This is a genomic window from Pantoea sp. ICBG 828, assembly GCF_002928355.1.
Taxonomy (GTDB): domain Bacteria; phylum Pseudomonadota; class Gammaproteobacteria; order Enterobacterales; family Enterobacteriaceae; genus Pantoea; species Pantoea dispersa.
This window is the reverse complement of the sequence record NZ_POWN01000001.1, coordinates 456,648-482,412: the sequence shown is the minus strand read 5'-3', so window position 1 is coordinate 482,412 and position 25,765 is coordinate 456,648. Positions and strand designations below refer to the sequence as shown.

The window sequence follows — 25,765 nt, the reverse complement described above, 5'->3', positions numbered from 1 at the left end:
CAAATCACGATTCAACAAGATCCGCAGTCCCGTCCGGGGCTGCGGATTTTTTTATGTCGTCAGAAATCGTAGCCGATTGTGGCGGTCAGCGTCCGCTCCGCGCCGCGATAGCAGTAACCGGTGCCGTAGCAGGCTGCCAGATACTTTTTATCCGTCAGATTGCGGGCATTCAGCTGCAGCCAGGCACCTTTCAGATCCGGCTGCCACGCACCCAGGTCGGCGCGCAGTGAGGCGTCAAACAGGGTCACCGACGGCAAACGGGTGGTGTTTTCGTTATCGGCCCACTGGCGGCCAATATAGCGCACCCCGGCACCCGCGCTCAGGCCGTAATCAAACTGATAATGCCCCCACAGCGACGCCATGCTATTTGGCGTGACGTACGGCGTATGGCCATCGTTGCCGTCCACGGAATCCTTAAAGCGCAGATGGTTGAGCGTATAACCGGCGACGGTGCTGAACCGTTCGGTCAGCTGGCTGCGCGCCTCCAGTTCAATGCCCTGTGCATGCACTTTGCCGGACGGGGTGTAGGTGCCGTCCTGCACGTTACGGTTGGCCACATCGTTCTGCGTCAGATCGTACAGGGCCACGCTGTAGAGATCGCGCGTGCCGTTCGGCTGGTATTTCACCCCGGCTTCATACTGTTCTGAGGTGGTCGGTTTCAGCTGATTCCCGTCGGGATCGGTCAGCGAAGCCGGGGTAATCGCCTGGCTCCAGCTGACGTATGGCGACACGCCGTTGTCAAAGGCGTACAGCAGCGCGGCGCGGCCGCTGACGTGATCGTCCTGGCGACGACTATTGCCATTCTCTGACACGATGCGGTCATAGCGACCAGACAGATCCAGATGCCAGCGCTGCCACGCCATCTCATCCTGCAGATAGAGGCCGCTCTGATAGTAGCGGCGCGTCTGCGCTGTCCAGAGGTAATCCGGCTGGCTGCCGATGGCCTCGCCGCTCCAGGCATTCAGCGGTGAGGCAGCGCCGCTGGCGTCGCTCAGATCATTTTTGTAGCGGTGATACTCCGCGCCGAGCGTGACGCGATGCTGCAGCGCACCGCTGGCAAACTCCGCCTGCAGCTGGTTATCGGTCGCCCACGCGCTGAGCGAAGAGCGCTCACCGGAGTAGTAGCGGTTGAGCAGGTCCGGATTGTCGCTGTTCCAGCCAATCTGGTACACCTGGTCGAGCGCCACGTTGGAATGGCTGTAGCTGCCGGTGCTGTGCACCGACCATACCTCATCGAAACGGTGCGAAAAGTCGTAGCCGTAAATCTGCTCATGACGTTTGAACTGATCCAGCGCGCTGTCGCCCTCATAGAAGCCGTCGCTCAGCCAGCGGCCATTGTGGCTGTACAGCGTGCCTTCCGCCGGCACCGAGCCGTGATAGCCGCCTGAGGGATCTTTTTGCAGATAAGCACGCAGCAGCAGGCTGGTGTCTTCATCCGGCTGCCACAGCAGCTGGGGTGACAGCGCGTATTTCTCTTCGCGCGTGTGGTCGTACTGGGTATCGCTGTTGCGCATGATGCCGGTCAGGCGGTACGCCCATTGATCGTTAATCGCGTCGGTGTAATCAAAGGCGGCGTTGTTACTGGCATTGCTGCCGGTGGCGAAGCGTAAATGGCCCTGTGAAGCAAACTGCGGCCGCTTCGTGACCATGTTCACCAGCCCGCCCGGCACCGTCTGGCCATAAAGGGCAGAAGAGGGGCCTTTAATTACGTCGATGCGGTCAAGGAACCAGTTATCCACCTGCAGGATGTTGAAGCTGCCGCCGTCGCTCATCACGCGCAGACCGTCAAGGAAGGTGTTGTCGACATCACCGCCGTGGAAACCGCGCAGCGAAATGGTGTCGTAACGCGTGGCCGCGCCACCAAAGTTGGTGAAAACCCCCGGGGTATAGCCCAGCGCCTGGTTCAGATCCTGCGCGCCCTGATCGTCAATCTGCTGACGCGTCACCACGGAAATGGACTGCGGCGTGGTGAGGAGTGGACGATCGCTTTTCGTGGCGCCGCTGCGGGTGGCGAGATAGTCCGCCGTGGGCGAGGTGGCGCTCTCCTGCGGCTGTGCGGTGACCACCAGAGAGGGTTCGGCTACGCCGAGTGCCGGAAACGCCAGCGCCAGCGCGCACAGCAGCCGGCCACGGTTAAGGGGGAAAAGCGCGGTCATAATGATTCCTTTGGCAGAGAATAAAAGCCGCACCACACCAGCGCGGCGGTTAACGATGAGAAAAAGAGTCATTTTAAGATTGAGAATTATTATCTTTTAGTAAGGGGTGTTTCAAGATGTAAAAGATAAGTAATGGAAAAGTGTGATGCGCAGGGGATGCTGCAGCGCCGGGCGTGGTCATCGCCTGGCTGTGGCATCGGGCCTGAGAAGCAGGTGCGCACGGCGGCGCACCTGACGTCAGGGTTATTTCGCCGAGTTTAGCGTCGGCATTGAGGGGATGTCGCGCGTGCTGTTACAGGTTTTATCTTTCGGACAATACTTATCCAGCAGCTTCAGCGTTACGCCGTTGGTCCAGCCAAAGCCGTCCTGCAGCGGATACTCGCCGCCACCACCACCGCCCAGCTGGGCGCCGTCGACCACATACTTCTCGACCAGCTTGTGCTCGCGATCGTAAGTTTGCTGCACATTTTGCAGGAAGCGCTGACCGATCTGCTGCGCCAGCTGGTTCTGCTTGTAGTGCTCCAGACCTTCGACCGCTACCCACTGCAGCGGGGCCCAGCCGTTAGGCGCATCCCACTGCTGGCCGTTGTTTACCGTCGTGGTGACCAGCCCGCCCGGTTTCAGCAGCTGTTTTTCCACGGCGGCGGCGGTGCGTTCCGCCTGTTTGTCGCCCGCCAGCTGCATATACAGCGGGAACAGCGTGGCGGCGGTGAGCTGATTGTGCACCTGCTTTTTCTGGACATCGTAGTCGGCATACCAGCCCTGTTTGTCATCCCACAGGTAACGATTGATCGCCGCCTGGCGCTTCTCAGCATCCGCCGCAAACTGCTGCGCTTTGTCATTCTGCTTTGCCAGCTTCGCGGCTTTCGCCAGCGTCTGCTCCAGGTGGAACAGCAGGCTGTTGAGGTCCACCGGGGCCAGCTGGGTGGTGCGAATCGAGGCCAGATTGTGCGCATCGGTGAACCAGCGTGAGCTGAAGTCCCAGCCCGAGGCGGCGCCCGCGCGCAGATCGCGATACACCTGCTGTTTATTGCGCTCAGGCGCTTTTTTCGCGGTGTTGACATCGTCCAGCCAGGATTCGGTGCGCGGCACGTCACGGTCATCCCAGTAGCGATTGAGCAGGGTGCCGTCGCTCAGCTTCACCACGCGCTTGCTCGCCTGGCCGGCAGCCACCTTGTCGCTGTCCGCCATCCAGTAGTCATACTCTTTTTGCAGCTGTGGCAGATACTGGCGGTAGACGTCGTCTCCCTTGTGGCTGGCCAGCAAATCCACCATCAGGCTGAAGAACGGCGGCTGCGAGCGGCTGAGATAATAGCTGCGGTTACCGTTAGGGATGTGGCCGTACTTGTCCAGCTCGCTGGCGAAGTTGTCCACCATATCCTGCACCCGATCCCAGTGGCCGCTCTCTGCCAGCCCGAGCATGGTGAAGTAGCTGTCCCAGTAATAGACTTCGCGGAAACGCCCGCCCGGCACCACGTACGGTTTCGGCAGTGGCAGCAGCGAATCGTACTGGCTGGCCGTTGGCGTGCTGCGCGTCAGCACCGGCCACAGGCCATTGATGTGCGCGCGCAGGCTCTGGCCGGCGGGCGGCACGTATTTATCCTGCGCTTTGGGCAGGATGAAGTTGGTGTCCACGAAGCGTCTGAGATCGAAATTACGCTGATTTTTCTGCATCTGCCAGTCGGCGAGAATCGACGCCGGGTCATATTTGGGGACCGCATCGGCAAAGGTTTTCTGGTCCGGATAAAATCTGGCCTGCTGCACGGCACTGAATAGTGGGCCGAGTCGCACATCCGGCGGCTGCGGCTGGGCGCTGAGCATGCGGCTGTTATCCTCAGCGTGCACAGCAGACGCGCTCAGCAGCGCCGCGCTGAGCAATAGGGTAAGACGCGCAGGCGTAAACACTACATTTTTTATCATCGGTTTTTCTCCTTGTCCGAAAAGGTGGTGCGCTAACGCATTGACCACCCGAACAACTTTAGACGTTAACGCGCCGCTTAGCCTTTTGCAGCGGCGGAAATGTGAAGCCTTCGCGATTAATCGCCGGAAAATTGCGGTGCCGCGCGGGTTTTTACTTGCCCTGCGCCGCTATTTGACTGAGGCTGAAAGAAAAAAGGAGAGCAGTATGGAGATCATCTGGTATCACCCGTCGCTGAATCCGCAGCCGTGGCTGGACGGCATGCGCCAGCGACTGCCAGCTGTGCGCATCCGCCAGTGGCAGCCGGGCGACAGTGCCCCCGCCGACTACGCCATTGTGCGATCGCCGCCGGTGGAGATGCTGGCGGGACGGGCGCTGCGTGGCGTATTCGCCATGGGGGCCGGCGTGGACGAAATTTTGCGGCAGCTGCGCACGCACCCTGAGATGCTGGCTGACGCGGTGCCGCTCTACCGGCTGGAAGACACCGGCATGGCACGCCAGATGCAGGAGTATGCGAACTGGTGCGTGCTGGGCTGGTTCCGCCGCTTCGCCGACTATCACCAGCAGCAGCGACAGGCGCTATGGCAGCCGCTGCCGGACCGCGAACGTGCTACTTTTACCATTGGCGTGCTGGGGGCCGGCGTGCTTGGCCGCAGCGTGCTGGAGAGCCTGCGCCAGTGGGGCTTCCCGCTGCGCTGCTGGAGCCGCTCGCCGAAGCAGATTGCCGGTGTCACCACCTTTCACGGCCGCGACCAGCTGGCGGATTTTCTCACTGACAGTCAGGTATTAATTGATTTGCTGCCCGCCACGCCGGAAACCAGCAACCTGATCGATAGCGCGTTTCTTAGCGCGCTACCGCGCGGCGCCCGTTTCCTTAACCTCGCGCGCGGTGCGCACGTGGTAGAGGCCGATCTGCTGGCGGCGCTGGAGAGCGGTCAGCTGGCCGCCGCCGCGCTGGACGTATTCCAGGTGGAACCGCTGCCGGCCGCGAGTCCGCTGTGGTCTCATCCGCGTGTCATGATTACCCCGCATAATGCCGCCACCACCTTGCCGCATGAGGCGATGGACTATATCGCCGGTGCCATCACGGCACTGGAGCAGGGCCAACAGCCGCGCGGTCTGGTCGATCGCCAGCGTGGCTATTAATTCAGCAGAGGAGAAGAGGATGTATCCCGTCGATTTACATATGCATACCGTGGCCAGCACCCATGCGTACAGCACGCTGCACGATTACGTCGCGCAGGCGAAACAGAACGGCCTGAAGCTGTTCGCCATTACCGATCACGGTCCGGACATGGCCGATGCGCCGCACTACTGGCATTTTGTCAATATGCGCATCTGGCCGCGCGTGATTGACGGCGTCGGCGTGCTGCGCGGCATTGAAGCCAACATCAAAAATCAGCAGGGTGAGATTGATTGCAGCGGGCCGATGCTGGATGCGCTGGATTTGATCGTCGCTGGCTTCCATGAGCCGGTCTATGCGCCGCGCGACAAGGCTCACCACACCGAAGCGATGATCGCCACCATGGCCAGCGGACTGGTGCACATCATCAGCCATCCGGGCAACCCTAAATTCCCGGTGGATATTCGCGCCATCGCGGAAGCCGCCGCGCACTACGATGTGGCGCTGGAGATCAACAACTCGTCGTTTACCCATTCGCGTCCGGGCAGTGAACCTAACTGCCGCGCGATTGCGGAAGCGGTGCGTGACGCAGGTGGCCGGCTGGCGTTTGGCTCCGATTCGCACACCGCCTTTACGCTCGGTGATTTCGAACACTGCCTGCGTATTACGCGCGAAGTGGATTTTCCGCAGGATCGCGTGTTAAATGTCACGCCGCGTCGCCTGCTCGACTTTCTCGAACAGCGCACCGGCAAACACATTGCGGAATTTGCCGACTTTTAACTTTTTTGCCTCAAGGAATTCTGTTGCATGAATGAGTTTTCCATTCTCTGCCGCGTCATCGGCTCGCTGTTTAATCGCCAGCCGCAGGACCCGCTGCTGGTGCCGCTGTTCACCCTGCTGCGCGAAGGCAAACTGAAAGATCAGTGGCCGCTGGAGCAGGATGAACTGCTGACCCGGCTGCAGCAGAATAGCGATCCGCAGGCGCTGGCGGCGGATTACAACGCGCTGTTCGTCGGCAGCGACTGCAGCGTACCGCCGTACGCCTCACAGTGGCCGAACGGACCGCAGGAAGCCGAGGTGCGGGCGTTTTTAACCTCACGCGGTATGCCACTGAGCGAGTCGCCGGCCGATCACTTCGGCGTGCTGCTGCTGGCGGCCTCCTGGCTGGAAGATCAGTCTGCGGAAGATGAGGCGGCGGCCCAGCTGGCGCTGTTCGATGACTACCTGCTGCCGTGGTGCGGCGCCTTCCTCGGTAAAGTGGAAGCCCACGCCACCACCGCGTTTTATCGCACGCTGGCGGCGCTGAGCCGTGAGGCGATTCAGGCGATGTATGACGAACTGCGTGAAGAGGGCGACGACGCCTGAGTCGTCACCAGCAGGGATGGCTGCTGCCGGGCAGCTGCGCCGGTGCCGCGCACAGCATCGGCGTACCGGGCAGATAAGCCGCGGCGCGCAGGCGCTCGCCAATTCCCCAGCGATTGATCTCCAGCGCGCTCAGCGCATCGTGCGGCTGCGGCGTAATGCCACGCTGTTCGCCTTGTGGCGCTGCGCCGTGTTGCTGAAGCAACAGCGCGGTACGCGCCAGCGACAAACGCGCCTGCCAGCCGGTGCCGTTGATTCGGCGCTGGCGTAATCCTTCCAGCACCGCGGCCGCCATCATATAGCCGGTGGCGTGATCCAGCACCTGCACCGGCAGCGGCGTCGGTTTAACGCCTGCCTGCCAGCGCATACCCTGTTCGGCGATGCCGCAGGCCATCTGCACCAGGCTGTCAAAACCGCGCCGGTTGCGCCACGGCCCGTGCCAGCCCCAGGCGTTGAGGCTGACATCCACCAGCCCCGGCGCCAGCCGCTGACGGCTCTCCGCATCCAGCCCCAGCTTTTCCAGTGCGTCCGCGCGGTAGCCGTGCACCAGCACATCCGCATGCTGTAGCAGCGTAATCAGCCGATCGCGCCCGGCGCGGGTTTTGATATCCAGCTGCGCGCAGCGTTTGCCGCAGTTGATCTCCTCTTCCAGCGTCGGTTCACGCCAGTCGGGCGGATCGATGCGCAGTACCTGCGCGCCGAGGCTGGCCAGAAAGCGGGTCGCTACCGGTCCGGCAATGATGCGCGTCAGATCCAGCACCCGCACGCCCAGCAGCGGCCGCGCCGGCAGCAGCGCCCAGCCCGGCGTGGGCGCTTCGCCGGTTGCCCGTTGGGCAATCAGCGCTTCTTCGCTTACCGCCAGCCCCTGCGCGTGCTGCTGCCACTGCTGTGCGCTGCGCATCCAGGCGGCACAGCCGCCGGCGTCGACCACGGCCTGCTCCAGCGCGTGTCCCTGCCAGCGTGCCACCCCCGCCGCCAGCGATGACCGATCGGCGTGCTCGCCCAGCACGCGTGCCATGGCGGCGCGATGATGCGGTGCGTTGGTGTGCAGGCGGATCCAGCCATCCTCGCACGGATAGTCACCGGCCAGCGCATCCCACTGGGCGGCTGCTGGACGGTTCAGCGGCGTCAGGCTGTGCTGAAACCAGCGCGAGGCCAGCCGGACGTTGACGCTGACCGGGGCCGGACGCCCCAGCAGATCGCTCAGCGCCTGGCTGGCGAGGCCGATGCTGGTGGCGGCGAGTTCGCTAACGGCAAAAGCCGAGGGGAAGCTGTCGGTCTGAAGAAAGTGGATCGTCGGCGCGTGTTCCGCACCCCGCAATCCCTGCCACAGTTGCTGCCACAATGCGGCAGCGCGTTGAGAATCCATGCTAAACCTCCGGAAAACACGCGAGCTTCAAGCATAGCAGAGTGGATTAGCGGCGGCGCAGGCGCGGAAAGCGGGCATGCATGCGCAGGTTACGCAGGTTAATCACCGCAATCGCCGTCCCCAGCACCACCAGCGAGGCTCCAAGGATTTTGAAGCTGTTCATGCTGTCACCCAGCACCAGCACGCCCATCAGTACCGCCAGCACCGGCGTCAGCAGCGAGTAGGGCATGATCAGGTTGACGTTATATTTTTTCAGCAGCGCGTACCACAGCGTGTAGGCGACAATCGACGAGGCGAGGGCGCTGTACAGGATGCCAAACCAGCCGCGCCAGCCGGCCTGACTCAGCGCGGTAAACTGCTGCGATTCGGTCAGCCACGAGGCCGCGCCGACAATCGGCACCGCAAGGAAAGAGATCCAGCCGGTGAGCGTCAGCGGTTTAATCGGCGGTGACTTTTTCACAATCATGTTGCTCACCGCCCAGCCAGTGGCGCTGCACAGCAGAATACACAGCACCCACCACGCCGGAATTGTCGGGCTGCCGGAGAGCACCACCACCCCGGCCAGCGAGATGGCGATACCGCACAGCTGCACCAGCCGCAGTTTCTCCTTCAGCACCACCATCGCCAGCAGCATGGCAATCGGCGTACCCAGCTGGACCACAATGGCGCCGGTGCCGGCATCGGTATAGCGCATGCCGACAAACAGCAGCGAAAAGTGCATGAAGCCAAAGGTAAACGCCAGCGTCAGCAGCCACGGCAGCTGGGCGCGCGTGATGCGGCAAAACGGCACCAGCACGATGGCCACCACCACAAAGCGCATCCAGGTGAGAAACAGCGGCGGAAGCTCCAGCAATCCCCACTTCACCGCCACGTTATTGAAGGCCCAGATGCAAACTACCATCAGAACCAGAAAAAAATGCCGCACCGCCACGCTGCTGTCCTTTGTTTTATCGATGTTGTCACCGTCTAATGATGGCACGAAGGCGATCGGTTGGCGCACGCGGGCGACGCTTTTTTTCGTAATGGCATTAGCTTATGCCGAAAAATCCAGGACAGATGGCAAATTTACTGTCAGAGTGGATGTCCGAAACACGATCATTTGAGGACCGTATTCGGCATGACACAGACCCGCACCTTACCCCTTGCTCTGATTCAACTCGAAACGCCGCCGCCGCAGGTGGTGGCAAAAATTGGTGAACAACCGCAGTGGTTTATTGAAGCCCTGGCGCTACAGCCGGATGATTATGTCATTGTGCGGCCGCATCTCGGGGAAGAGCTGCCGGCTTTCTCTGGCATCAGCGGTGCGATTTTCAGCGGTTCGTGGGCGATGGTGACCGATCACGCCGACTGGAGCGAGCGCACCGCCGCCTGGATTCGTGCGGCCATCGACGCGCAACTGCCGCTGCTCGGCGTTTGCTATGGTCATCAGCTGATGGCCTATGCGCTGGGCGGTAAAGTGGGCGATAACCCGAAAGGCTGGGAGCGCGGGCTGAAAACCCTGACGCGCACCCCGCACCGCGATCCGTGGCTGGCACAGTTGCCGGAGGCCTTCCCGGCGTGGTTGTCGCACCGGCAGTCGGTGCTGGTACCGCCGCCGCAGGCACAGGTGCTGGCGCGTTCAGCGCTGGATGGTTGCCAGATCCTGCGCTATTCGCCGCAGGCGCTGTCAGTGCAGTTCCATCCGGAGTTCGACCATAACATCATGACCGCCTGTCTGCCTTCCGGCGTCAGCGATGATGGCGCGCAGCTGTCAGGCGAAGACTGGGCGCGCGAGCTGCTGCAGCGTTTCTGGCAGCAAACGCGCCCGCAGGCGCAGGCTCAGGGCGCGTAATGCCGCGTGCAGCGATAAACCCAGGCGGGTGGCATATTTTTCAGCACCCGCTGGCGCTGCCAGGTGAAGTAGCGTGACAGGCTGGGCTGGGTCAGCGAGGTGTACTGAAACTGGACAAACACGCCGCGCGGTCCCAGTCCTTCATGCACCGCGCTGAGAATGGCGTCGCGCGTTGCGGGCGGCAGTGACAGCAGCGGCAGGCCGGAAAAAATCACGTCGTACTCCCCGGACAAATACTCTGCGGAGCAGGCGCGCACCTGCATGCGCGCATCGTTCCAGCGGCGTAACCCTTTTACCAGTTCGGGACTGATTTCAAACACATCCAGCTGCGCCTGCGGTGCCATATGTGCCAGCAGATGACGGGTCAGCACGCCGTCGCCGGCGCCCAGCTCGGCAATGCGCAGGCTGTGCTCCCAGTTGACCGTTTCACACATGGCGCGACACAGGGCGGCTGAAGAGGGCGTGATGCTGCCCATTTTGCGCGGATTGCGGATAAATTGCTGAACGAAGTTCGCTTTGGCACGCATTACCATCAGGGCTGAAGCCAGCATCTTGTTCTCCTGTTCACGGGTCTGCTTCATATTGACCGCACAAATCGCACATGTTCCGCTTTTCATCACGCTTATGGGCAAACTCGGAATTATCTGTCTGCGACAGGCGCAGGTTATGGCGTGACGGCAGGGCAGTTTCTTAATGCCCTCTTTTCCTTCGATGCGGTCACAGTTTCCCGCTGAGCGATCTGACAGGCTGGCATTGTTCGCTCAATGTTAATAACAAGTTTAAATGTTGTTAATCGCCACTCTGTCCCGCAAGGAGAAACACCATGCGTTACGCTGCTCCGGGAGAAACCGGTTCTCTCATCCACCTGCAATCGCGTTATGGCAACTTCATCAACGGCGAATTTGTTCCGCCGGTGAACGGTAACTATTTTGTTAACACCACGCCGATCAACGGCTCGACCATCGGCGAATTCCCGCGCTCGGATAAACAGGATATCGACAACGCCGTGGCCGCCGCACAGGCCGCTGCGGACGCATGGGGCAAAACCTCGCCGCAGGCGCGTTCGCTGCTGCTGCTGAAAATTGCCGACCGGCTGGAAGCCAATCTGGAAGCCATTGCGGTCAATGAAACCTGGGATAACGGTAAGCCGGTGCGTGAAACCCTGGCGGCTGATTTGCCGCTGGCGGTTGACCACTTCCGCTACTTTGCCGGCTGCGTGCGCGCCCAGGAAGGTACTGCGGCAGAAATCGACGAGTTCACCGCTGCCTACCACTTTCACGAGCCGCTTGGGGTTGTCGGACAAATTATTCCGTGGAACTTTCCGCTGCTGATGGCGGCGTGGAAACTGGCGCCGGCGCTCGGTGCCGGTAACTGCGTGGTGCTGAAGCCCGCTGAACAGACGCCGCTCTCCATTACCCTGTTGATGGAGCTGATTAAAGACCTGGTGCCGCCGGGCGTGATTAACGTGGTGCACGGCTACGGCAAAGAGGCCGGCGAGGCGCTGGCTTCGCATCCGGGTATCGCCAAGATCGCCTTTACCGGATCGACCGCCACCGGCGGCCACATTCTTGAGCTGGCGGCCAAAAGCCTGATCCCGTCCACCGTCGAGCTGGGCGGCAAGTCGCCCAACATTTTCTTCGAAGATATCATGCAGGCGGAGGAGAGCTTCATCGAAAAAGCGGCCGAAGGCGTGGTGCTGGGCTTCCTCAATCAGGGCGAAGTCTGTACCTGTCCGTCACGCGCGCTGGTTCAGGAGTCGATTTTTGAGCCGTTTATGGCGGCGGTGATGAAGCGCATCCAGACCATTAAGCGTGGCGATCCGCTCGATACCGAGACCATGATCGGCGCGCAGGCCTCGCAGCAGCAGTTCGACAAAATTCTCTCTTACCTGGAGATTGCGCAGCAGGAGGGCGCGCAGGTGCTGCACGGCGGCGGGGTGGAGAAAATCGGTGAGGCGTTTGCCAGCGGTTACTACATTCAGCCGACGCTGCTGAAAGGCGATAACAGCATGCGCGTCTTCCAGGAGGAGATTTTCGGACCGGTGGTCGGCGTGCTGACCTTTAAAGATGAAGCGGAAGCGATTGCCATCGCCAACGATTCGATTTATGGCCTCGGTGCGGGCGTGTGGACGCGCGATATTAACCGTGCTTACCGCGTAGGTCGCGCGATCAAAGCCGGTCGCGTCTGGACCAACTGCTATCACCTCTATCCGGCGCACGCCGCGTTTGGCGGCTATAAAAAATCCGGTATTGGCCGTGAAACCCACAAAATGATGCTCGATCACTATCAGCAGACCAAAAATTTGCTGGTCAGCTACAGTACGCAACCTCTCGGCTTTTTCTGATTTAACCGGCAGCGGTGCGCGCCGCTGCCGCCTTCATGGCAACGTCACACAGCTCTGTCACAGTGCTGACAGAAAAAACAGATTATTCCCCCTGTTATTAAGACGCGTCTTGTCGATATTAAGAGGCGTGAGTTTATACAGTAACGCACCGTTTTTAAGGAGAGAAGATGAACACCCTGTACCACTTTCAGGAGCAGCACGACGAAGTGCTGGATGCGGTCGAAGAGAATATCATTACTGTAAATCTGCCGGGTCGCCAGGCGATCTACGTGATTGGCCAGAACGACGACGATGCCGATCTGTTGCTGGACGTGCAGCTGCGCGGTGTGTGAGCGCCGCAGGGGCTGGCAGACAAAAAAAATCCGCAGCTTTTACGCCGCGGATTTTTTTATTGCAGGCCGGCTTATTTCACGCAGGCAGCACACTGGTTGTGGATCTGCTGGAAGAAGTCATTGCCTTTGTCATCCACCAGGATGAACGCCGGGAAGTTCTCCACTTCAATTTTCCAGATCGCTTCCATGCCCAGTTCGGCATACTCCACGCACTCCAGACTCTTAATGCTTTGCTGCGCCAGCACCGCCGCCGGGCCGCCAATACTGCCCAGATAGAAGCCGCCGTGTTTATGGCAGGCATCGGTGACCTGCTGGCTGCGGTTACCTTTGGCCAGCATCACCATGCTGCCGCCGTTAGCCTGCAGCAGATCGACGTAGGAGTCCATGCGGCCGGCGGTGGTCGGACCGAGTGAACCGGACGCGTAACCTTCCGGCGTTTTCGCCGGGCCCGCATAGTACACCGGGTGATCTTTGATGTACTGCGGCAGACCTTCGCCGTTGTCGATGCGCTCTTTCAGTTTGGCGTGCGCAATATCACGCGCCACGATGATGGTGCCGTTCAGCGACAGACGCGTTGCCACCGGGTAAGCGGAGAGCTGGGCGAGGATCTCGCTCATCGGGCGATTGAGATCGACGCTGACCACTTCGCCTTCGCCCTGCTGACGCAGCGCTTCCGGGATATAGCGACCCGGATTGTCTTCCAGCTTCTCGATCCAGATGCCTTCGCGGTTAATTTTGGCTTTGATGTTGCGGTCAGCCGAGCAGGAAACGCCCATGCCCACCGGGCAGGATGCGCCGTGACGCGGCAGACGCACCACGCGGATATCGTGAGCAAAATACTTACCGCCAAACTGCGCGCCGAGGCCGAGTTTCTGCGAGGCTTCCAGCAGTTCCTGTTCCAGCTGCACGTCGCGGAACGCCTGACCGTGTTCGTTACCTTCGGTCGGCAGCGAATCGTAATAGTGGGTTGACGCCAGCTTCACGGTTTTCAGCGTGCTTTCAGCGGAAGTGCCGCCGATGACAAATGCAATGTGGTACGGCGGACAGGCCGCCGTGCCGAGCGACATCATTTTATCGATCAGGTAGTTTTTCAGCTTCGCTGGTGTGATCAGCGCTTTGGTTTCCTGATACAGATAGGTTTTGTTAGCAGAACCGCCACCTTTGGCGATGCACAGGAATTTGTATTCGTCGCCGTCAACGCTGTAGAGATCGATCTGCGCCGGCAGGTTGGTGCCGGTGTTGACCTCTTTGTACATATCGAGCGGCGCATTCTGCGAGTAGCGCAGGTTATCTTCGATAAAGGTGTTGTAAACGCCCTGAGACAGCGCAGCTTCATCGCCACCGCCGGTCCAGACGCGCTGGCCTTTTTTACCCATGATGATGGCAGTACCGGTGTCCTGGCAGGTCGGCAGCACGCCCTTGGCGGCGATTTCCGAGTTGCGCAGGAACTGCAGCGCCACGTATTTGTCGTTCTGGCTGGCTTCATCGTCCGCCAGAATCGACGCCACCTGCTGCTGATGTGAGGCGCGCAGCATAAAAGAGGCATCGTGGAACGCCTGCTGCGCCAGCAGCGTCAGCGCTTTCGGGTCGACTTTCAGGACCTCTTCGCCGTCAAAGTTGGCCACCGAAACATGGTCGCGGCTCAGCAGATAGTACTCGGTATCATCTTTGGCGAGAGGAAAGGGATTCTGGTAGTAGAAGGGTTTGTTCGACATGTTGGCTCACTTAGCTTCGTGTTGCCCGCCAGCATGACGGGCGACAAATTAGGCGATCTGTTATTCGATTTTCTCTCGCCAGTCCGCGGCAAGAGCTGACTGGCGAGTATCATACCACTTTAACGTTGTTACGCGGCTGCGTTTTTAACATCAAAGCAACATCATCAGAACATCATCACCATCCACGGATAGGCAATGACCATCAGCGCCACCAGGAACAGGGCACCAAAGATGGTACCGAGACGCCAGTAGTCTTTGGTTGGCAGGTAGCCGCTACCGTAGTAAATCGGGCTTGGGCCCGTGCCGTACGGGGTGATAATGCCCATCACACCCAGTGAGGTACACATCATCAGGCAGAACACCGGCATGTTGATGCCCGGAATCGAGGCGGCAATGGTCAGCATGGCAGGCAGCAGGGCGGTGGTGTGCGCCGTGGTGCTGGCGAACAGATAGTGCAGCAGGTAGAAGGCCACCAGCAGTACCACTGCGGAAACCTGCGGGTCGTAGCCGTGCAGCAGCAGCGCACCCTCTTTACCCAGCCAGGCGATGAAGCCCACGCGCGCCAGACCATCAGCCAGCGCGACCAGCGTGGCAAACCAGGCAAAGGTGTTCCAGGCGGCTTTGTTGCTGGTGATGTCGTTCCAGTTCAGTACGCCGGTCCACAGCATTAGCACGATAACCAGCAGGGCGGCCATCGCCGGTTCAATCCACGCAGTGGCGAAGATCCACATCATCAGCGCAGCGACTACGAACACCAGCAGCAGAATTTCATTGCGCGACAGCGGACCCAGTTTCTCCAGCTCGGCTTTAGCCCAGCGTGGCACTTCGTCATTCACTTTTACTTCTGGTGGATAGAGCCAGTAAGCCAGCAGCGGCATGGTGAGAATCAGCAGGATACCCAGCGGCAGGAAGGCGAGGAACCACATGCCCCACGAGATATCAAAGCCAACTACGCTTTTTACCAGCGCCAGCGCCAGCAGGTTAGGGGCCAGCGCGGAGAGGAACATTGAGCTGGTGATACAGGCGGCGGTGATAGCAACCCACATCAGGTAAGAACCAATTTTGCGTGCGCTTGGGTCGTTAGGTTTAGAACCGTACAGCGGCGGCAGGTTGGCAATGATGGGATAGATCGTCCCGCCGCTGCGCGCGGTGTTGGATGGCGTAAACGGTGCCAGCAGCAGGTCGGCAAAGGTGATGGCATAGCCGAGCGTCAGGCTGCGACGGCCGAGATATTTCACCAGAATCAGCGCCAGGCGGCGACCGAACTGGGTTTTATCGTAGCCGGCGGCAAACATGAAGGCGCCGAAAATCAGCCACACGGTGGAGTTGCCGAAGCCGCTCACCGCCCATTTAAACGCCTGTCCGGCCGTTTTGAACTTCGGATCGGCCAGTTCTGCCGGGCTGAACAGCACGTACTGGCTGAACAGCGCGATGATCACCACACCGGTCAGGCCGATGACCGCGCCCGGCAGCGGTTCGAAGATCAGGCCGACAATCACCCCGACGAAGATGGCGAAGAAGTGCCACGCGTACGGCTCCAGCCCGGCAGGGGTGGGCACCAGCAGCAACAGCACGGCAACCACGATCGGCAGGCACAACATGACTAGCCGGTTCTTTTTCCCCGGTGCGGCAGGTGGCGCCTTTAGGGGTTCACTCTGGGTTGTTTGTGTATTCATAGTTTTGGTCTGCAAGTTATGGGAATGCGATTGACGGCCCGGTCGGGTTGATTTTTTTAGTTACGAAACGCTTGTAGCAGATCAACCGGGACGTTTTAAAGTGTCTTTTACATGAATCTTCGTAATTGCAATTTTGCTTCGCGAATTATCAATTGAATGACGCTATGATGCGATTAATTAAAATATCTATTTTGATCTGGATCAATAAAATTATTAGCGGGTTTTTTGTTTTAACGTTTTGCGCCGTAATAAATGAACCAACAGGTGTAAAATATGTGTTAAAAGTGAACGGAACGGCAAAAATACCGCCAGAATCGGGCGAAAGGTGCTTTTTATCTCTTTGATATTACGTCATTTGTTTTAAATGTAAGGAAAAAGTTGATTTTTGTCAAGTATTGGTTAAAACTTAGCGGAGCGCGGATTTCAGCAATGAGCAATAAAAAGTATTTTCACGCGTAAAACTTATATAACTAACATTCTGGGTTATGTAACTAAATAAAATGGTATATTTATACCATGAAGTCGGACCACTTAAATTAATTATAAAGACCTCCGAACTGCCAAAGAATTGAATACACGATTTCTTAATTCTGGAGTTGCTCATCATGAATACGCTCACCCCGATTCTTAATCCGCTGACATTACCGAAAGGGGCGGTGCTGAAAAACCGCCTGGTGATGGCCCCGATGACCACCTGTACCGGCTATTACGACGGCGGCGTGACCAGCGATCTCGTTGAGTATTATCGCGTGCGTGCCGGCAGCATCGGCACCGTGATCGTCGAGTGCGCCTTTATCGATAACCGCGGTCCGGCGTTCCCGGGCGCTATCGGCATCGACAGCGACAACAAAATCCCTGGCCTGGCCAGAATCGCGCACGCCATCAAGTCCCAGGGTTCTAAAGCCATTCTGCAGATTTACCACGGCGGCCGCATGGTTGAGCCCGCGCTGATCGGCGGGAAAACTCCGGTCGCGCCCAGCGCTATCGCCGCGCCGCGTGAAGGTGCCAGCACCCCGCAGGCGCTGACGGCGGAAGAAGTGGAGGTGATGATCACTAAGTTTGGTGATGCGGTGAACCGCGCCATCAAAGCCGGCTTCGACGGCGTGGAGATCCACGGCGCTAACACCTACCTGATTCAGCAGTTCTACTCGCCTAACTCTAACCAGCGCGACGACAAATGGGGCGGCAGCCGCGACAACCGCGCGCGCTTCCCGCTGGAAGTGCTGGAAATCACCCACAAAATGGCGGAGCGCTTCGCCGCAGCGGATTTCATCATCGGCTATCGCTTCTCGCCGGAAGAGCTGGAAGTGCCCGGTATCCGCTGGGACGACACGCTGTACCTGCTGGAAAAACTGGCGGCGCGCGGGCTGGATTACGTGCACTTCTCCGTCGGCCAGCTGCTGCGTCCGTCGATTGTCGACACCCAGGATCCGACGCCGTTAATCAGCAAATACATTGAACAGCGCTCGGCGACGCTGGCGAAAGTGCCGGTGATTGGCGTTGGCGGCGTGGTGAACAAAGAGGATGCCGAACTGGCGCTGGCCTCGGGCTTCGATCTGGTGGCGATTGGTAAAGCCTGTATTGCCTATCCGGACTGGGCCGATCGCATCATCAAAAACGAGCACATGGATCTGTACATCGACAGCACCAAACGCGAAGCGCTGACCATTCCGGAACCGCTGTGGCGCTTCTCGCTGGTGGATGCGATGATCCGTGACGTCAGCGATGGCCATCGTAAGTACAAAGCCGGCGTTTACCAGGCGAAAGTGGAAGCCGAAGCGCTGAAGCTGAAAATCAACGTAACGCTTGACACCGACCGTATCACCGACATCTCGCTGGTGCCGGATCCTAACCTCGACGTCGATTTCACCAGCACCTTTGAAAGCCTGCGTGAACGTATTCTGGTGGCGAACAGCCCGCACGTCGATGCCATCACCGGTGCTACCACGCAGAGTGAGGCGCTGAAGAAAGCGGTATCGCGCGCGCTGACCACCTCCAGCAAAGAGTATGTGATTGAAGAGGGCGGCAACCCGAATGCGCCGGTCAATTACGATGTGGTGGTGGTTGGTACCGGCGGGGCCGGTCTGGCGGCGGCGATTCAGGCGCACGATGACGGCGCGCGCGTGGTGATCATTGAGAAGATGCCTACCATTGGTGGTAACACCATCAAAGCGTCGGTGGGGATGAATGCCGCGGAAACCCGTTATCAGAAACTGAAAGGCATCGAAGACAGCAAAGAGCTGTTCTACGAGGAAACGCTGAAAGGCGGCAAATTCAAAAACAACCCGGTGCTGCTGCGTGAGTTCGTTGAGCGTGCGCCAGAAGCCATTGAGTGGCTGGCGGCGAAAGACATTGAGCTGAGTGATATCACCATCACCGGCGGCATGAGCATTGACCGTACGCACCGTCCGGAAGATCGCTCGGCGGTGGGCGGCTTCCTGATTAGCGGCCTGGTGAAAAACGTTAACCAGCGCAACATCGAAGTGCTGCTGGAAACCTCGGTGGCCGAGATCCTGTTTGAAAATGGTGCGGTGACCGGCGTGAAAGTGGTCGATGAGTACAACGACAGCCGCATCCTGAATGCGAAAAGCGTGATTGTGGCCACCGGGGGCTTCAGTGCCAACCGTGAGATGGTGGTGAAATACCGTCCGGAGCTGGATGGTTTCGTCACCACCAACCACAAAGGCGCCACCGGTAGCGGTATCGCCATGCTGCAGAAAATTGGCGCCGAGACTGTAGACATGGGCGAAATCCAGATTCACCCAACCGTTGAGCAGACCACCTCGTACCTGATTTCCGAAGCGATGCGCGGCGGCGGGGCGATTCTGGTCAGCCAGGCCGGTAAGCGTTTCTACAATGAAATGGAAACCCGTGACAAAGTTTCTGCCGAGATTATCGCGCTGCCGGAAAAAAGCGCGTGGATCGTGTTCAATGAGCAGGTACGTGCCAACAACAAAGCGGCGGACGAATACATCGCCAAAGGCTTTGTGATTAGCGCGCCAACGCCACACGAGCTGGCGGTGAAACTCAACATGGATCAGGAAACGCTGCAAAGCACGCTGGGCCGTTACAATGAGTTTGTGATTAACCAGAAAGATGAAGACTTTGGCCGTGCCACCGCGCTGCGTCATCCGCTCAATCAGGGTCCGTTCTTCGCGATTCGTATCGCACCGGGCGTGCACCACACCATGGGCGGCGTGACCATCAACACCGAGACCGCGGTGCTTGACGCGCAGAAACAGGTGATTCCTGGTGCCTGGGCGGCGGGTGAAGTGGTCGGCGGCATCCACGGTGCGAACCGCATCGGCGGTAACGCCGTCGCCGATATCATTATCTTTGGTATCAAAGCGGGCCGTAATGCCGCTAAACTGGCGTTAGGTAACTAAGCTATCACGATGCCCGCGCCCTGCGGGCATCGTTCTCTTGCGGGGCCACAATGACAAGCGACGCTGGCGTCCATTCCTATTCTGCCGTCCTCATGGGTTCGCCCATTCTGCTCAAACTGTTCGAAGACAATCCCACGCTGGCCAGCCAGGTCTTTCGCCTGATCAAACAGCAGGAAAACCTGTTTACCGTCAACCGCGCCGAATCTGAAGTGATGGCCATTAATCAGGCAGCCGGACGCCATCCGGTGGTGGTGAGCGCGCCGGTTTTTGCGCTGATTAGCGTGGCGCACGCGGTGAGCATCCTGCCGGACAGCGCGTTTAACTTCACCATCGGTCCGGTGGTGAAACGCTGGAAGATTGGTTTTCAGGGGCGTGAAGTGCCGCCCGCAGCGGAGATTGAGACGCTGCTGCGCCTGACCGATCCGCATCAGGTGGTGCTGGATGCTGAACAGCACTCGGTGTTTCTGCCGCTGCCGGGCATGGAGATCGATCTGGGCGCCATTGCGAAAGGCTACATCGCTGATATGGTGCAGGCGTTTCTGCGTCAGCAGGGTGTTGCGCAGGCGCTGATTAATCTCGGTGGCAATGTGCAGACGCTCGGCAGCCCGCCGCATCAGCCGCAGGGCTGGGGCATCGGGCTCAAGAAACCGTTTGGCCGGGACGATGAACTGCTGGGTACGCTGCAGGTGCAGGGCAAATCGGTGGTGACGTCCGGGATTTATGAGCGCTACTTTGAACGCGACGGCCGCTGCTGGCATCACATCTTTGATCCGCGCACCGGCTATCCGCTGGACAATGCGTTATTGAGCGTGACGGTGATTGCCGATCGCTCGCTGGATGGCGATATCTATACCACGCTGCTGTACGGCATGGGCGTAGAGCAGGGGCTGGCGTATCTCGCCGGCCAGCCTGACATCGACGCGGTGTTTGTCACCCGCGATCGGCAGATTATCTGCTCGCCGGCGCGCCATTTCCGCTTCAGCCAGCTGGATTTCAGCTGGCAGCTGCGTCACTGACAGTACTGCTGCAGCAGCGAATGGTACTCCGGCTGCAGGCGATAGCGATACACCGGGCGGCCGGTGGCACCGTAGTGAATGCTGGTGAACAGAATATTAATCTGCGCCAGCCAGATCAGGTATTTGCGACACGAAACGCGCGAAATGTTCACCTCTGCCGCCAGCTCGTCGGTGGAAAACTCATGGCCGGGATGGGCGTCAATCCACTGACACAGCGTGCGCAGCGTCTGCGGCGTTAAGCCTTTCGGCAGCCGTTTGTTGTCGTGCTGGGTGGCCGGGCTGCCGTGCATCAGCAGATCGAGGTCCGATTGCTGATAGTAGTGCTGATTGTCCATCAGCGATTTTTTCTGCCGCCAGCCGGTCAGCGCCTCTTCAAAACGCGGGAACTGGAACGGTTTGATCAGGTAGTCGACCACACCGTAGTGCAGCGAGGTTTTGATGTTCTCCGCGTCGGCCGCTGACGAAATGATGATCACTTCTACTGAACTCTGCGCCTGGCGCAGCTCCGGCAGCAGATCGAGCCCGTTCTCCTGCTGCATATAGATATCCAGCAGCACCAGGTCGATCGGCGTTTCGCTATTAAACAGGAACTCGCGCGCCTGCTGCAGCGTCGCGGCGGTACCCACGCAGTGAAAGCCCGGCACCTGGCCGATAAAGCTGCGGTTCAGCTCGGCCACCATGGCGTCATCGTCGACCACTAACACGTTAATCATGCGGTTTGGTTCCTCCATCCCACGGAAGTTGAACTAAAAATTGGGTGAACACGCCGGGCTCGGACTCCACGCTGACGCTGCCGCCGAGGTGCTCCGTCTGCTGTTTCAGCAGGAACAGGCCGACCCCGCGATCCTCGCCTTTGGTGGAGAAGCCCTTGTCGAACACGGTTGCCAGATGCTGCGGCGCAATGCCCGGTCCGTCATCGCTCACTTCACAGGTCAGCCAGCCGTTCTGATAATGCAGCATGACGTGGATTTCGCCCTCGGTCTGCTCGCTCATCGCATCCAGCGCATTCTCCACCAGGTTGCCGACCACGGTGATCAGCGCCGCCATTTGCTGCTCGTTGCCGCTGTCCGGCAGGTAACTGGCATCGCTGATGGTCAGGCGATGGCCGCAATCAGAGGCGCGGTTAATTTTGCTGAGCAGAAAACCGGCAATCACCGGTGATTTGATCTTCTCCAGCAGGAAGCCGATTTCCGTCTGATAGTTATTAGCGGTCTTCAGAATATAGGCTTCTACCTGCGCATAATTTTTCATGTGCAGCAGGCCAAGGATCACATGCAGCTTATTCATGAACTCGTGCGAGCGCTCACGCAGGGCATCAACATAGTTTACCATGCCGGTCAGACGCTGCATCAGCTGGCTGATTTCGGTCTTGTCCCTGAAGGTGCAGACCGCGCCGATAATGCGTCCCTGACTGCGCACCGGCACGGTGTTGCTCAGCAGCAGTCGGCCATTGACGTTGAGCTCCTCATCGCGCCGTGCGCGACCGCCGTTGAGCACTTCCTGCAGATGCTGGTCGATCACCGAGGCATCATAAATGCGCGCGGTACTCACCACGCTGCTGCCCATTTTATCGCTCAGCAGCTGGCGCGCCGTCTGATTGACCAGCGTCACCTCGCCCTGATCGTCCATCGCCACCACGCCTTCCTTGACGGAGTTAAGGATCGCCTGGCGCTGCTCAAACAGGGTGGAAATTTCGTATGGCTCGAGGCCGAACAGGATACGCTTCAGCACGCGCACCAGAATGAAGGTGCCAACCGCGCCGGCAAAAGTGCCGATCAGAATGGTCCACAGAATGCTCCAGCGACTCTGGTTGATCTGGTCGGTGACCGCCTCCAGCGAGATGCCGATAGCCACCACGCCAATCTGCCGCTGCTGGGCGTCGTACACCGGGGTAAACACGCGCAGTGATTTGGCCAGCGAGCCCTGATTCACGGAGACATTCTCGTTGCCGCGCAGCGCCGGTTCGATGTCCGGGCCGATAAAGTGTTTGCCCACCAGCTCCGGATTACGGTGCGAGTAGCGGATGCCATCCATGTTGGTGATGCTGATAAACAGCAGATGGTTGCTCTCTTCCACCGCTTTGGCGATGGGCTGGATAGCGGCCCGGTCGGGCGGCAGGCGCAGCGCCTGCTGAATTTCGGGTGATTTCGCCAGCGTGCGCGCTACCGCCATGGCTTTATCCTCCAGCTGGCTGCGCGTCGCGGCCCCAATCTGGAAGAAATAAAACATGTGTACGCTCAGCAGCACCAGCACAATCACCGCGCTGAGCATTAGCGTCACCAGGGTGTTGAGCTTCATCGGTCGCCTGCGCGCCGGCGTGGCTTGCTGTGGAGAGGTCATGATCGTGCTCTGCGGAAAACGGGGGGCTATTATGACGGATAATCCGCAGCGGGTCGCGCTAAATGCAGGAAGGCCGTCAGCGATGACGACCTTCCGTGGGGGAGAGCGGGCGGGTTATCCCTGTTTCACCCGGTTAGCGAAGCTTTTACGCAGTTTCTGCAGCTTCGGCGGGATCACCGCCAGGCAGTAACCGTTGCGCTGGCCGGCACCGTCCCAGTAATCCTGATGATAATCTTCTGCCGGGTACCAGGCTTTCAGCGGCTCGATGGTGGTCACCACCGGCACGCTGTGATCTTCCTGCGCGCGGGCAATTGCCGCAATCGCTTCGGCTTCCTGTTCCGCGTTAGCCGGGAAAATCGCCGAACGGTACTGGGTGCCGACATCATTACCCTGACGGTTCAGCTGGGTAGGATCGTGGGTGGCAAAGCTGATGTCCAGCAGATCGCCGTAGCTCACTTTCTCCGGATCGAAGCCTACGCGAATCGCTTCGGCGTGGCCGGTCGCACCGCTGCACACCTGCTCGTAGGTGGGATTAGGACGTTCACCGCCGGTGTAACCACTTTCGACTGACTCGACGCCAATCACATCTTTGAATACTGCTTCGGTGCACCAGAAACAGCCACCCGCGATAATCGCATATTCGGTTGCCATTGTTTTACTCCTGTCAGGGCGAAAGCGTTAGAGTGGGGGTTCAGCACGCTGAATTCAAGCCGCTTTCTGTTAACATTTCTGGCGCAACTTGGCGCGGCTTAGCCCGTAGCGCCTTGCCATTGCGCGCAGACGATTTGCGCCGCACGGGTGCAGCATTGATGCACACGCCAGTTGATCTGCCAGCGGCGCTTTTACCTGCGCGATAAAACGTTATTCAGCGGTGAGATGTCGTGGTTTATTTGCGCGTAATAGCCCGGATGATACGAAGCAGATAATATTCTTGTTTAAATAGAATAATGCGGCTCAGCTGAGCCGCATCAGTTAAATGGCTTTCTGTCGGTGCGGATTAACGGATACTCCAGTAATCTACAATATCGCTATTATTAAAAGTGATATAGAGTCTATTACCGTGTATTTCGGTATTTCCACTACGTTTATCTGCCATTTTGCCTGCCGTAGAGGATACTTCACTTGCTGAGTTTGCCATACCTAACGCGCCGGATACGGCTCCCGCTCCCGGGATGTAGCCCAGCAGCGAAGAGGCGCTGCTGTAATCCGCATTTTTCTCGTAAATCCAGGTGGTGCCCTGAGAGGATTTTTGATTATCATCCGGGACACCATAAAGCTGCTGCACTTCCGCCTTGGTGGTTTTCCCTTCTTTAATGTGTGACTGAACGTAGGTCGCGCTGTATTTATCCTCACCCCCCGTCGACGAACATCCATTTAACAGGATAACGAGCATCACCATCAAACCCATAAGGTTAATTTTCATTTTTCCCTCTTTGTAAGTTTATTGTAAAGTCCAGATTTAAATATCACGGCATTAATGGTTGCGCAATATTATAATGGTGCGCTTTATCTCATTTTGCTGATGTGGCAATTTCAATTGCGGCTAACCTTTTGATATGGGTTTGTTTTTGTGGTTATGCGCCGGCAATAAATTTTCAGTAATTTAAAAATAGCGCCGGCTATTCAGGGTAGTGAAGTTTAAGCATTAAGTGCTGTATTCGCTAGCGCCCGATATTGATTAATTATCTGTAAATTAATTTCATCATTAATCGCGTATCGATTGGTGTGAATTATCAATTTTCTCTCCCGCCGCCTTGCGATTATTCCGCGCAGCGTGACAGGTTCAGGGTTGCCGCGGGAGAGAGGTTAAGTCACTTTGCCTTCACGCGCGGCACGTCACTAATACGCGTGGTGTAAGCCGGAGACAGCATGTCGCGTTTCATCGCCCAGGGTTTCTGAATGCCCTGACCGGCAAACCACAAGGCACCGCGCTGGTGGGCGTTGATCTTATCCATCAGCGCCATCAGCTGATCGCTGTTACGGCGCGGCTGATAGTCAGCAAACAGATCAAGCTGCGCCACCCCGTCGCTGAAAAAGTCGCCCAGCATTACGCCGCCTTTCAGGTAGCGCTTGCCGGGGATCCAGATGCGATCCAGACAGTTGAGCGTGGCCTGAATAATGTCGCGGCTGTCGGCGGTAGGGGTAATCAGCGTCTGGCTGGCGGCATTGGCATAGTAGGGCTGATGCGGATCGTGCGGGCTGGTGCGGATAAAGGTGCCGATGTAGCGGCAATACTGGCGCTCGCTGCGCAGTTTCTCCGCTGCGCGTGCCGCATAGCTGGCGATGGCTTCGCGCATATCCTGATAATCGGTAATGCGATCGCCAAACGAGCGCGAGCAGAGGATATTTTGCCGGTGCGGAATCACCTCTTCAAACGCCAGGCACGGTTCGCCGCGCAGCTCGCGCACGGTGCGCTCCAGCACCACGCCAAAATGCTTGCGGATCAGCGCTGTGGGCGTCTCCGCCAGCTGCAGGGCGGTTTGAATGCCCATCAGGTTCAGCTTGTTCGATAAACGGCGGCCGACGCCCCACACTTCCTCTACGCCCACCCGCTGCATCAGGCCGCGCTGGCGCGCCGGATCAGAGAGGTCCATGACGTTTTCGGCTTTGGTCCAGCGTTTGGCCGCCCAGTTAGCCAGCTTGGCGAGGGTTTTCGTTGGCGCGATGCCGACGCCCACTTTCAGGTGCGTCTCTTTCCACAGGCAGTCACGTACCTGCTGTCCAAAGCGCGTCAGCGAGGTGTAGCCTTCAATTCCGCTGACATCAAGAAATGCCTCGTCAATCGAGTAGACATCCACGCGCGGTGCCAGCCGGTCGAGCGTCTCCATCACGCGCGCCGACATATCGCCGTACAGCGCATAGTTAGATGAAAACACCACCACCTGATGACGCATCAGCTCGTCGCGATGTTTAAACCAGGGCGCACCCATTTTGATGCCGAGCGCCTTCGCTTCGCGGCTCAGCGAGATAATGCAGCCATCATTGTTTGACAGCACCACGATCGGCCTGCCGCGCAGATCCGGGCGAAACACGGTTTCGCAGCTGGCGTAGAAAGAGTTTACGTCGACCAATGCATACATCATCGGCACCCTGAGAATACTGTATATAAAAACAGTATAGGTCAGATGCAGGAAAAATGAGAAGCAGAAATCAATCTGTCTGGCCAGGTTGCTGGTGGGGAAAAGAACAGGGTGGTT

General features: G+C 58.7%; 20 protein-coding genes. 8 read left to right on the top strand and 12 right to left on the bottom strand.

Going from position 1 to position 25,765, the window contains the following annotated elements:
• Nucleotides 1–59 precede the first annotated feature (59 nt).
• Together C1Y43_RS02260 and treA are read right to left on the bottom strand one after the other, a co-directional pair.
• On the bottom strand, nt 60–2,156 hold the full coding sequence (locus tag C1Y43_RS02260) for a TonB-dependent siderophore receptor (protein WP_104186851.1): 2,097 nt from the start codon (nt 2,154–2,156) through the stop codon (nt 60–62).
• A 243-nt stretch (nt 2,157–2,399) separates the two neighbouring features.
• The gene (gene treA, locus C1Y43_RS02255; RefSeq protein ID WP_104186849.1) at nt 2,400–4,076 is read right to left on the bottom strand and encodes an alpha,alpha-trehalase TreA; all 1,677 of its coding nucleotides are present in this window, start codon (nt 4,074–4,076) and stop codon (nt 2,400–2,402) included.
• 205 nt (nt 4,077–4,281) lie between these two features.
• Here treA and ghrA point away from each other — a divergent pair, with 205 nt between their 5' ends.
• From ghrA to C1Y43_RS02240, 3 genes are read left to right on the top strand one after another with little or no spacing between them, the layout of a single operon-like run.
• A complete protein-coding gene (gene ghrA, locus C1Y43_RS02250; RefSeq protein ID WP_104186848.1) occupies nt 4,282–5,220 on the top strand; it encodes a glyoxylate/hydroxypyruvate reductase GhrA in 939 nt (312 codons plus the stop codon).
• Between the two features lie 19 nt (nt 5,221–5,239).
• Nucleotides 5,240–5,977 (top strand): phosphatase, encoded by a 738-nt coding sequence (locus C1Y43_RS02245; RefSeq protein WP_021506351.1) that lies wholly within the window; start codon nt 5,240–5,242, stop codon nt 5,975–5,977.
• A 27-nt stretch (nt 5,978–6,004) separates the two neighbouring features.
• Nucleotides 6,005–6,562, top strand: coding sequence for a molecular chaperone (locus tag C1Y43_RS02240; RefSeq protein WP_021506350.1), 558 nt, complete (start codon nt 6,005–6,007; stop codon nt 6,560–6,562).
• A 4-nt stretch (nt 6,563–6,566) separates the two neighbouring features.
• Here the strand turns inward: C1Y43_RS02240 and C1Y43_RS02235 are convergent, their stop codons facing one another.
• Nucleotides 6,567–7,928 (bottom strand): CoA transferase, encoded by a 1,362-nt coding sequence (locus C1Y43_RS02235; RefSeq protein ID WP_104186846.1) that lies wholly within the window; start codon nt 7,926–7,928, stop codon nt 6,567–6,569.
• A 46-nt stretch (nt 7,929–7,974) separates the two neighbouring features.
• A complete protein-coding gene (locus C1Y43_RS02230; protein ID WP_104187132.1) occupies nt 7,975–8,859 on the bottom strand; it encodes a DMT family transporter in 885 nt (294 codons plus the stop codon).
• Nucleotides 8,860–9,045: 186 nt separating this feature from the next.
• Between C1Y43_RS02230 and C1Y43_RS02225 the strand changes: the two genes are divergently transcribed.
• Nucleotides 9,046–9,759 (top strand): glutamine amidotransferase, encoded by a 714-nt coding sequence (locus C1Y43_RS02225; protein WP_104186845.1) that lies wholly within the window; start codon nt 9,046–9,048, stop codon nt 9,757–9,759.
• On the opposite strand, the gene C1Y43_RS02220 is transcribed toward C1Y43_RS02225, so the two are convergent.
• Nucleotides 9,747–10,310, bottom strand: a complete 564-nt coding sequence (locus C1Y43_RS02220; RefSeq protein ID WP_021506346.1) for a class I SAM-dependent methyltransferase — start codon at nt 10,308–10,310, stop codon at nt 9,747–9,749. The two genes, C1Y43_RS02225 and C1Y43_RS02220, sit on opposite strands and share 13 nt — an antisense overlap.
• 272 nt (nt 10,311–10,582) lie before the next feature.
• Here C1Y43_RS02220 and C1Y43_RS02215 point away from each other — a divergent pair, with 272 nt between their 5' ends.
• The gene (locus C1Y43_RS02215; RefSeq protein ID WP_021506345.1) at nt 10,583–12,103 is read left to right on the top strand and encodes an aldehyde dehydrogenase family protein; all 1,521 of its coding nucleotides are present in this window, start codon (nt 10,583–10,585) and stop codon (nt 12,101–12,103) included.
• Nucleotides 12,104–12,270: 167 nt separating this feature from the next.
• Nucleotides 12,271–12,435 carry a hypothetical protein gene (locus C1Y43_RS23880; protein ID WP_021506344.1) on the top strand — a complete coding sequence of 55 codons (165 nt, stop codon included), beginning with the start codon at nt 12,271–12,273 and terminating at the stop codon, nt 12,433–12,435.
• Between the two features lie 71 nt (nt 12,436–12,506).
• Here C1Y43_RS23880 and fumA read toward each other — a convergent pair whose 3' ends face one another.
• On the bottom strand, nt 12,507–14,150 hold the full coding sequence (gene fumA, locus C1Y43_RS02210) for a class I fumarate hydratase FumA (RefSeq protein ID WP_058769655.1): 1,644 nt from the start codon (nt 14,148–14,150) through the stop codon (nt 12,507–12,509).
• Nucleotides 14,151–14,314: 164 nt separating this feature from the next.
• A complete protein-coding gene (locus C1Y43_RS02205) occupies nt 14,315–15,826 on the bottom strand; it encodes an anion permease (RefSeq protein ID WP_058769656.1) in 1,512 nt (503 codons plus the stop codon).
• 605 nt (nt 15,827–16,431) lie between these two features.
• On the opposite strand from C1Y43_RS02205, the gene C1Y43_RS02200 reads away from it, so the two are divergent.
• Nucleotides 16,432–19,212, top strand: a complete 2,781-nt coding sequence (locus tag C1Y43_RS02200; RefSeq protein WP_104186843.1) for a flavocytochrome c — start codon at nt 16,432–16,434, stop codon at nt 19,210–19,212.
• A 50-nt stretch (nt 19,213–19,262) separates the two neighbouring features.
• Nucleotides 19,263–20,228, top strand: a complete 966-nt coding sequence (locus C1Y43_RS02195) for an FAD:protein FMN transferase (RefSeq protein WP_104186842.1) — start codon at nt 19,263–19,265, stop codon at nt 20,226–20,228.
• Here the strand turns inward: C1Y43_RS02195 and dcuR are convergent.
• From dcuR to umuC, 5 genes are all read right to left on the bottom strand, one after another.
• The gene (gene dcuR / locus C1Y43_RS02190; protein WP_021506339.1) at nt 20,222–20,941 is read right to left on the bottom strand and encodes a two-component system response regulator DcuR; all 720 of its coding nucleotides are present in this window, start codon (nt 20,939–20,941) and stop codon (nt 20,222–20,224) included. The two genes, C1Y43_RS02195 and dcuR, sit on opposite strands and share 7 nt — an antisense overlap.
• Nucleotides 20,934–22,568: a sensor histidine kinase gene (locus C1Y43_RS02185; protein ID WP_058781845.1), complete on the bottom strand. Its 1,635-nt coding sequence runs from the start codon at nt 22,566–22,568 to the stop codon at nt 20,934–20,936. Before C1Y43_RS02185 ends, dcuR begins: the two co-directional genes overlap by 8 nt.
• A gap of 114 nt (nt 22,569–22,682) precedes the next feature.
• Nucleotides 22,683–23,219 carry a peptide-methionine (S)-S-oxide reductase MsrA gene (msrA, locus tag C1Y43_RS02180; RefSeq protein WP_021506337.1) on the bottom strand — a complete coding sequence of 179 codons (537 nt, stop codon included), beginning with the start codon at nt 23,217–23,219 and terminating at the stop codon, nt 22,683–22,685.
• 346 nt (nt 23,220–23,565) lie between these two features.
• Nucleotides 23,566–23,991 carry a hypothetical protein gene (locus C1Y43_RS02175; RefSeq protein ID WP_233209789.1) on the bottom strand — a complete coding sequence of 142 codons (426 nt, stop codon included), beginning with the start codon at nt 23,989–23,991 and terminating at the stop codon, nt 23,566–23,568.
• A 388-nt stretch (nt 23,992–24,379) separates the two neighbouring features.
• The gene (gene umuC, locus C1Y43_RS02170; protein ID WP_104186840.1) at nt 24,380–25,648 is read right to left on the bottom strand and encodes a translesion error-prone DNA polymerase V subunit UmuC; all 1,269 of its coding nucleotides are present in this window, start codon (nt 25,646–25,648) and stop codon (nt 24,380–24,382) included.
• Between the last annotated feature and the right edge of the window lie 117 nt (nt 25,649–25,765).

Bases quoted from the DNA above. Each gene is read 5' to 3' on its own strand.
- C1Y43_RS02220 (WP_021506346.1), bottom strand. From the start codon at position 10,310: ATGCTGGCTTCAGCCCTGATGGTAATGCGTGCCAAAGCGAACTTCGTT.
- C1Y43_RS02215 (WP_021506345.1), top strand. From the start codon at position 10,583: ATGCGTTACGCTGCTCCGGGAGAAACCGGTTCTCTCATCCACCTGCAA.
- C1Y43_RS02185 (WP_058781845.1), bottom strand. From the start codon at position 22,568: ATGACCTCTCCACAGCAAGCCACGCCGGCGCGCAGGCGACCGATGAAG.
- C1Y43_RS02200 (WP_104186843.1), top strand. From the start codon at position 16,432: ATGAATACGCTCACCCCGATTCTTAATCCGCTGACATTACCGAAAGGG.
- C1Y43_RS02225 (WP_104186845.1), top strand. From the start codon at position 9,046: ATGACACAGACCCGCACCTTACCCCTTGCTCTGATTCAACTCGAAACG.
- C1Y43_RS02195 (WP_104186842.1), top strand. From the start codon at position 19,263: ATGACAAGCGACGCTGGCGTCCATTCCTATTCTGCCGTCCTCATGGGT.
- fumA (WP_058769655.1), bottom strand. From the start codon at position 14,150: ATGTCGAACAAACCCTTCTACTACCAGAATCCCTTTCCTCTCGCCAAA.
- treA (WP_104186849.1), bottom strand. From the start codon at position 4,076: ATGATAAAAAATGTAGTGTTTACGCCTGCGCGTCTTACCCTATTGCTC.
- C1Y43_RS02245 (WP_021506351.1), top strand. From the start codon at position 5,240: ATGTATCCCGTCGATTTACATATGCATACCGTGGCCAGCACCCATGCG.
- msrA (WP_021506337.1), bottom strand. From the start codon at position 23,219: ATGGCAACCGAATATGCGATTATCGCGGGTGGCTGTTTCTGGTGCACC.
- C1Y43_RS02240 (WP_021506350.1), top strand. From the start codon at position 6,005: ATGAATGAGTTTTCCATTCTCTGCCGCGTCATCGGCTCGCTGTTTAAT.
- C1Y43_RS02175 (WP_233209789.1), bottom strand. From the start codon at position 23,991: ATGAAAATTAACCTTATGGGTTTGATGGTGATGCTCGTTATCCTGTTA.
- umuC (WP_104186840.1), bottom strand. From the start codon at position 25,648: ATGTATGCATTGGTCGACGTAAACTCTTTCTACGCCAGCTGCGAAACC.
- dcuR (WP_021506339.1), bottom strand. From the start codon at position 20,941: ATGATTAACGTGTTAGTGGTCGACGATGACGCCATGGTGGCCGAGCTG.
- ghrA (WP_104186848.1), top strand. From the start codon at position 4,282: ATGGAGATCATCTGGTATCACCCGTCGCTGAATCCGCAGCCGTGGCTG.
- C1Y43_RS02235 (WP_104186846.1), bottom strand. From the start codon at position 7,928: ATGGATTCTCAACGCGCTGCCGCATTGTGGCAGCAACTGTGGCAGGGA.
- C1Y43_RS23880 (WP_021506344.1), top strand. From the start codon at position 12,271: ATGAACACCCTGTACCACTTTCAGGAGCAGCACGACGAAGTGCTGGAT.
- C1Y43_RS02205 (WP_058769656.1), bottom strand. From the start codon at position 15,826: ATGAATACACAAACAACCCAGAGTGAACCCCTAAAGGCGCCACCTGCC.
- C1Y43_RS02260 (WP_104186851.1), bottom strand. From the start codon at position 2,156: ATGACCGCGCTTTTCCCCCTTAACCGTGGCCGGCTGCTGTGCGCGCTG.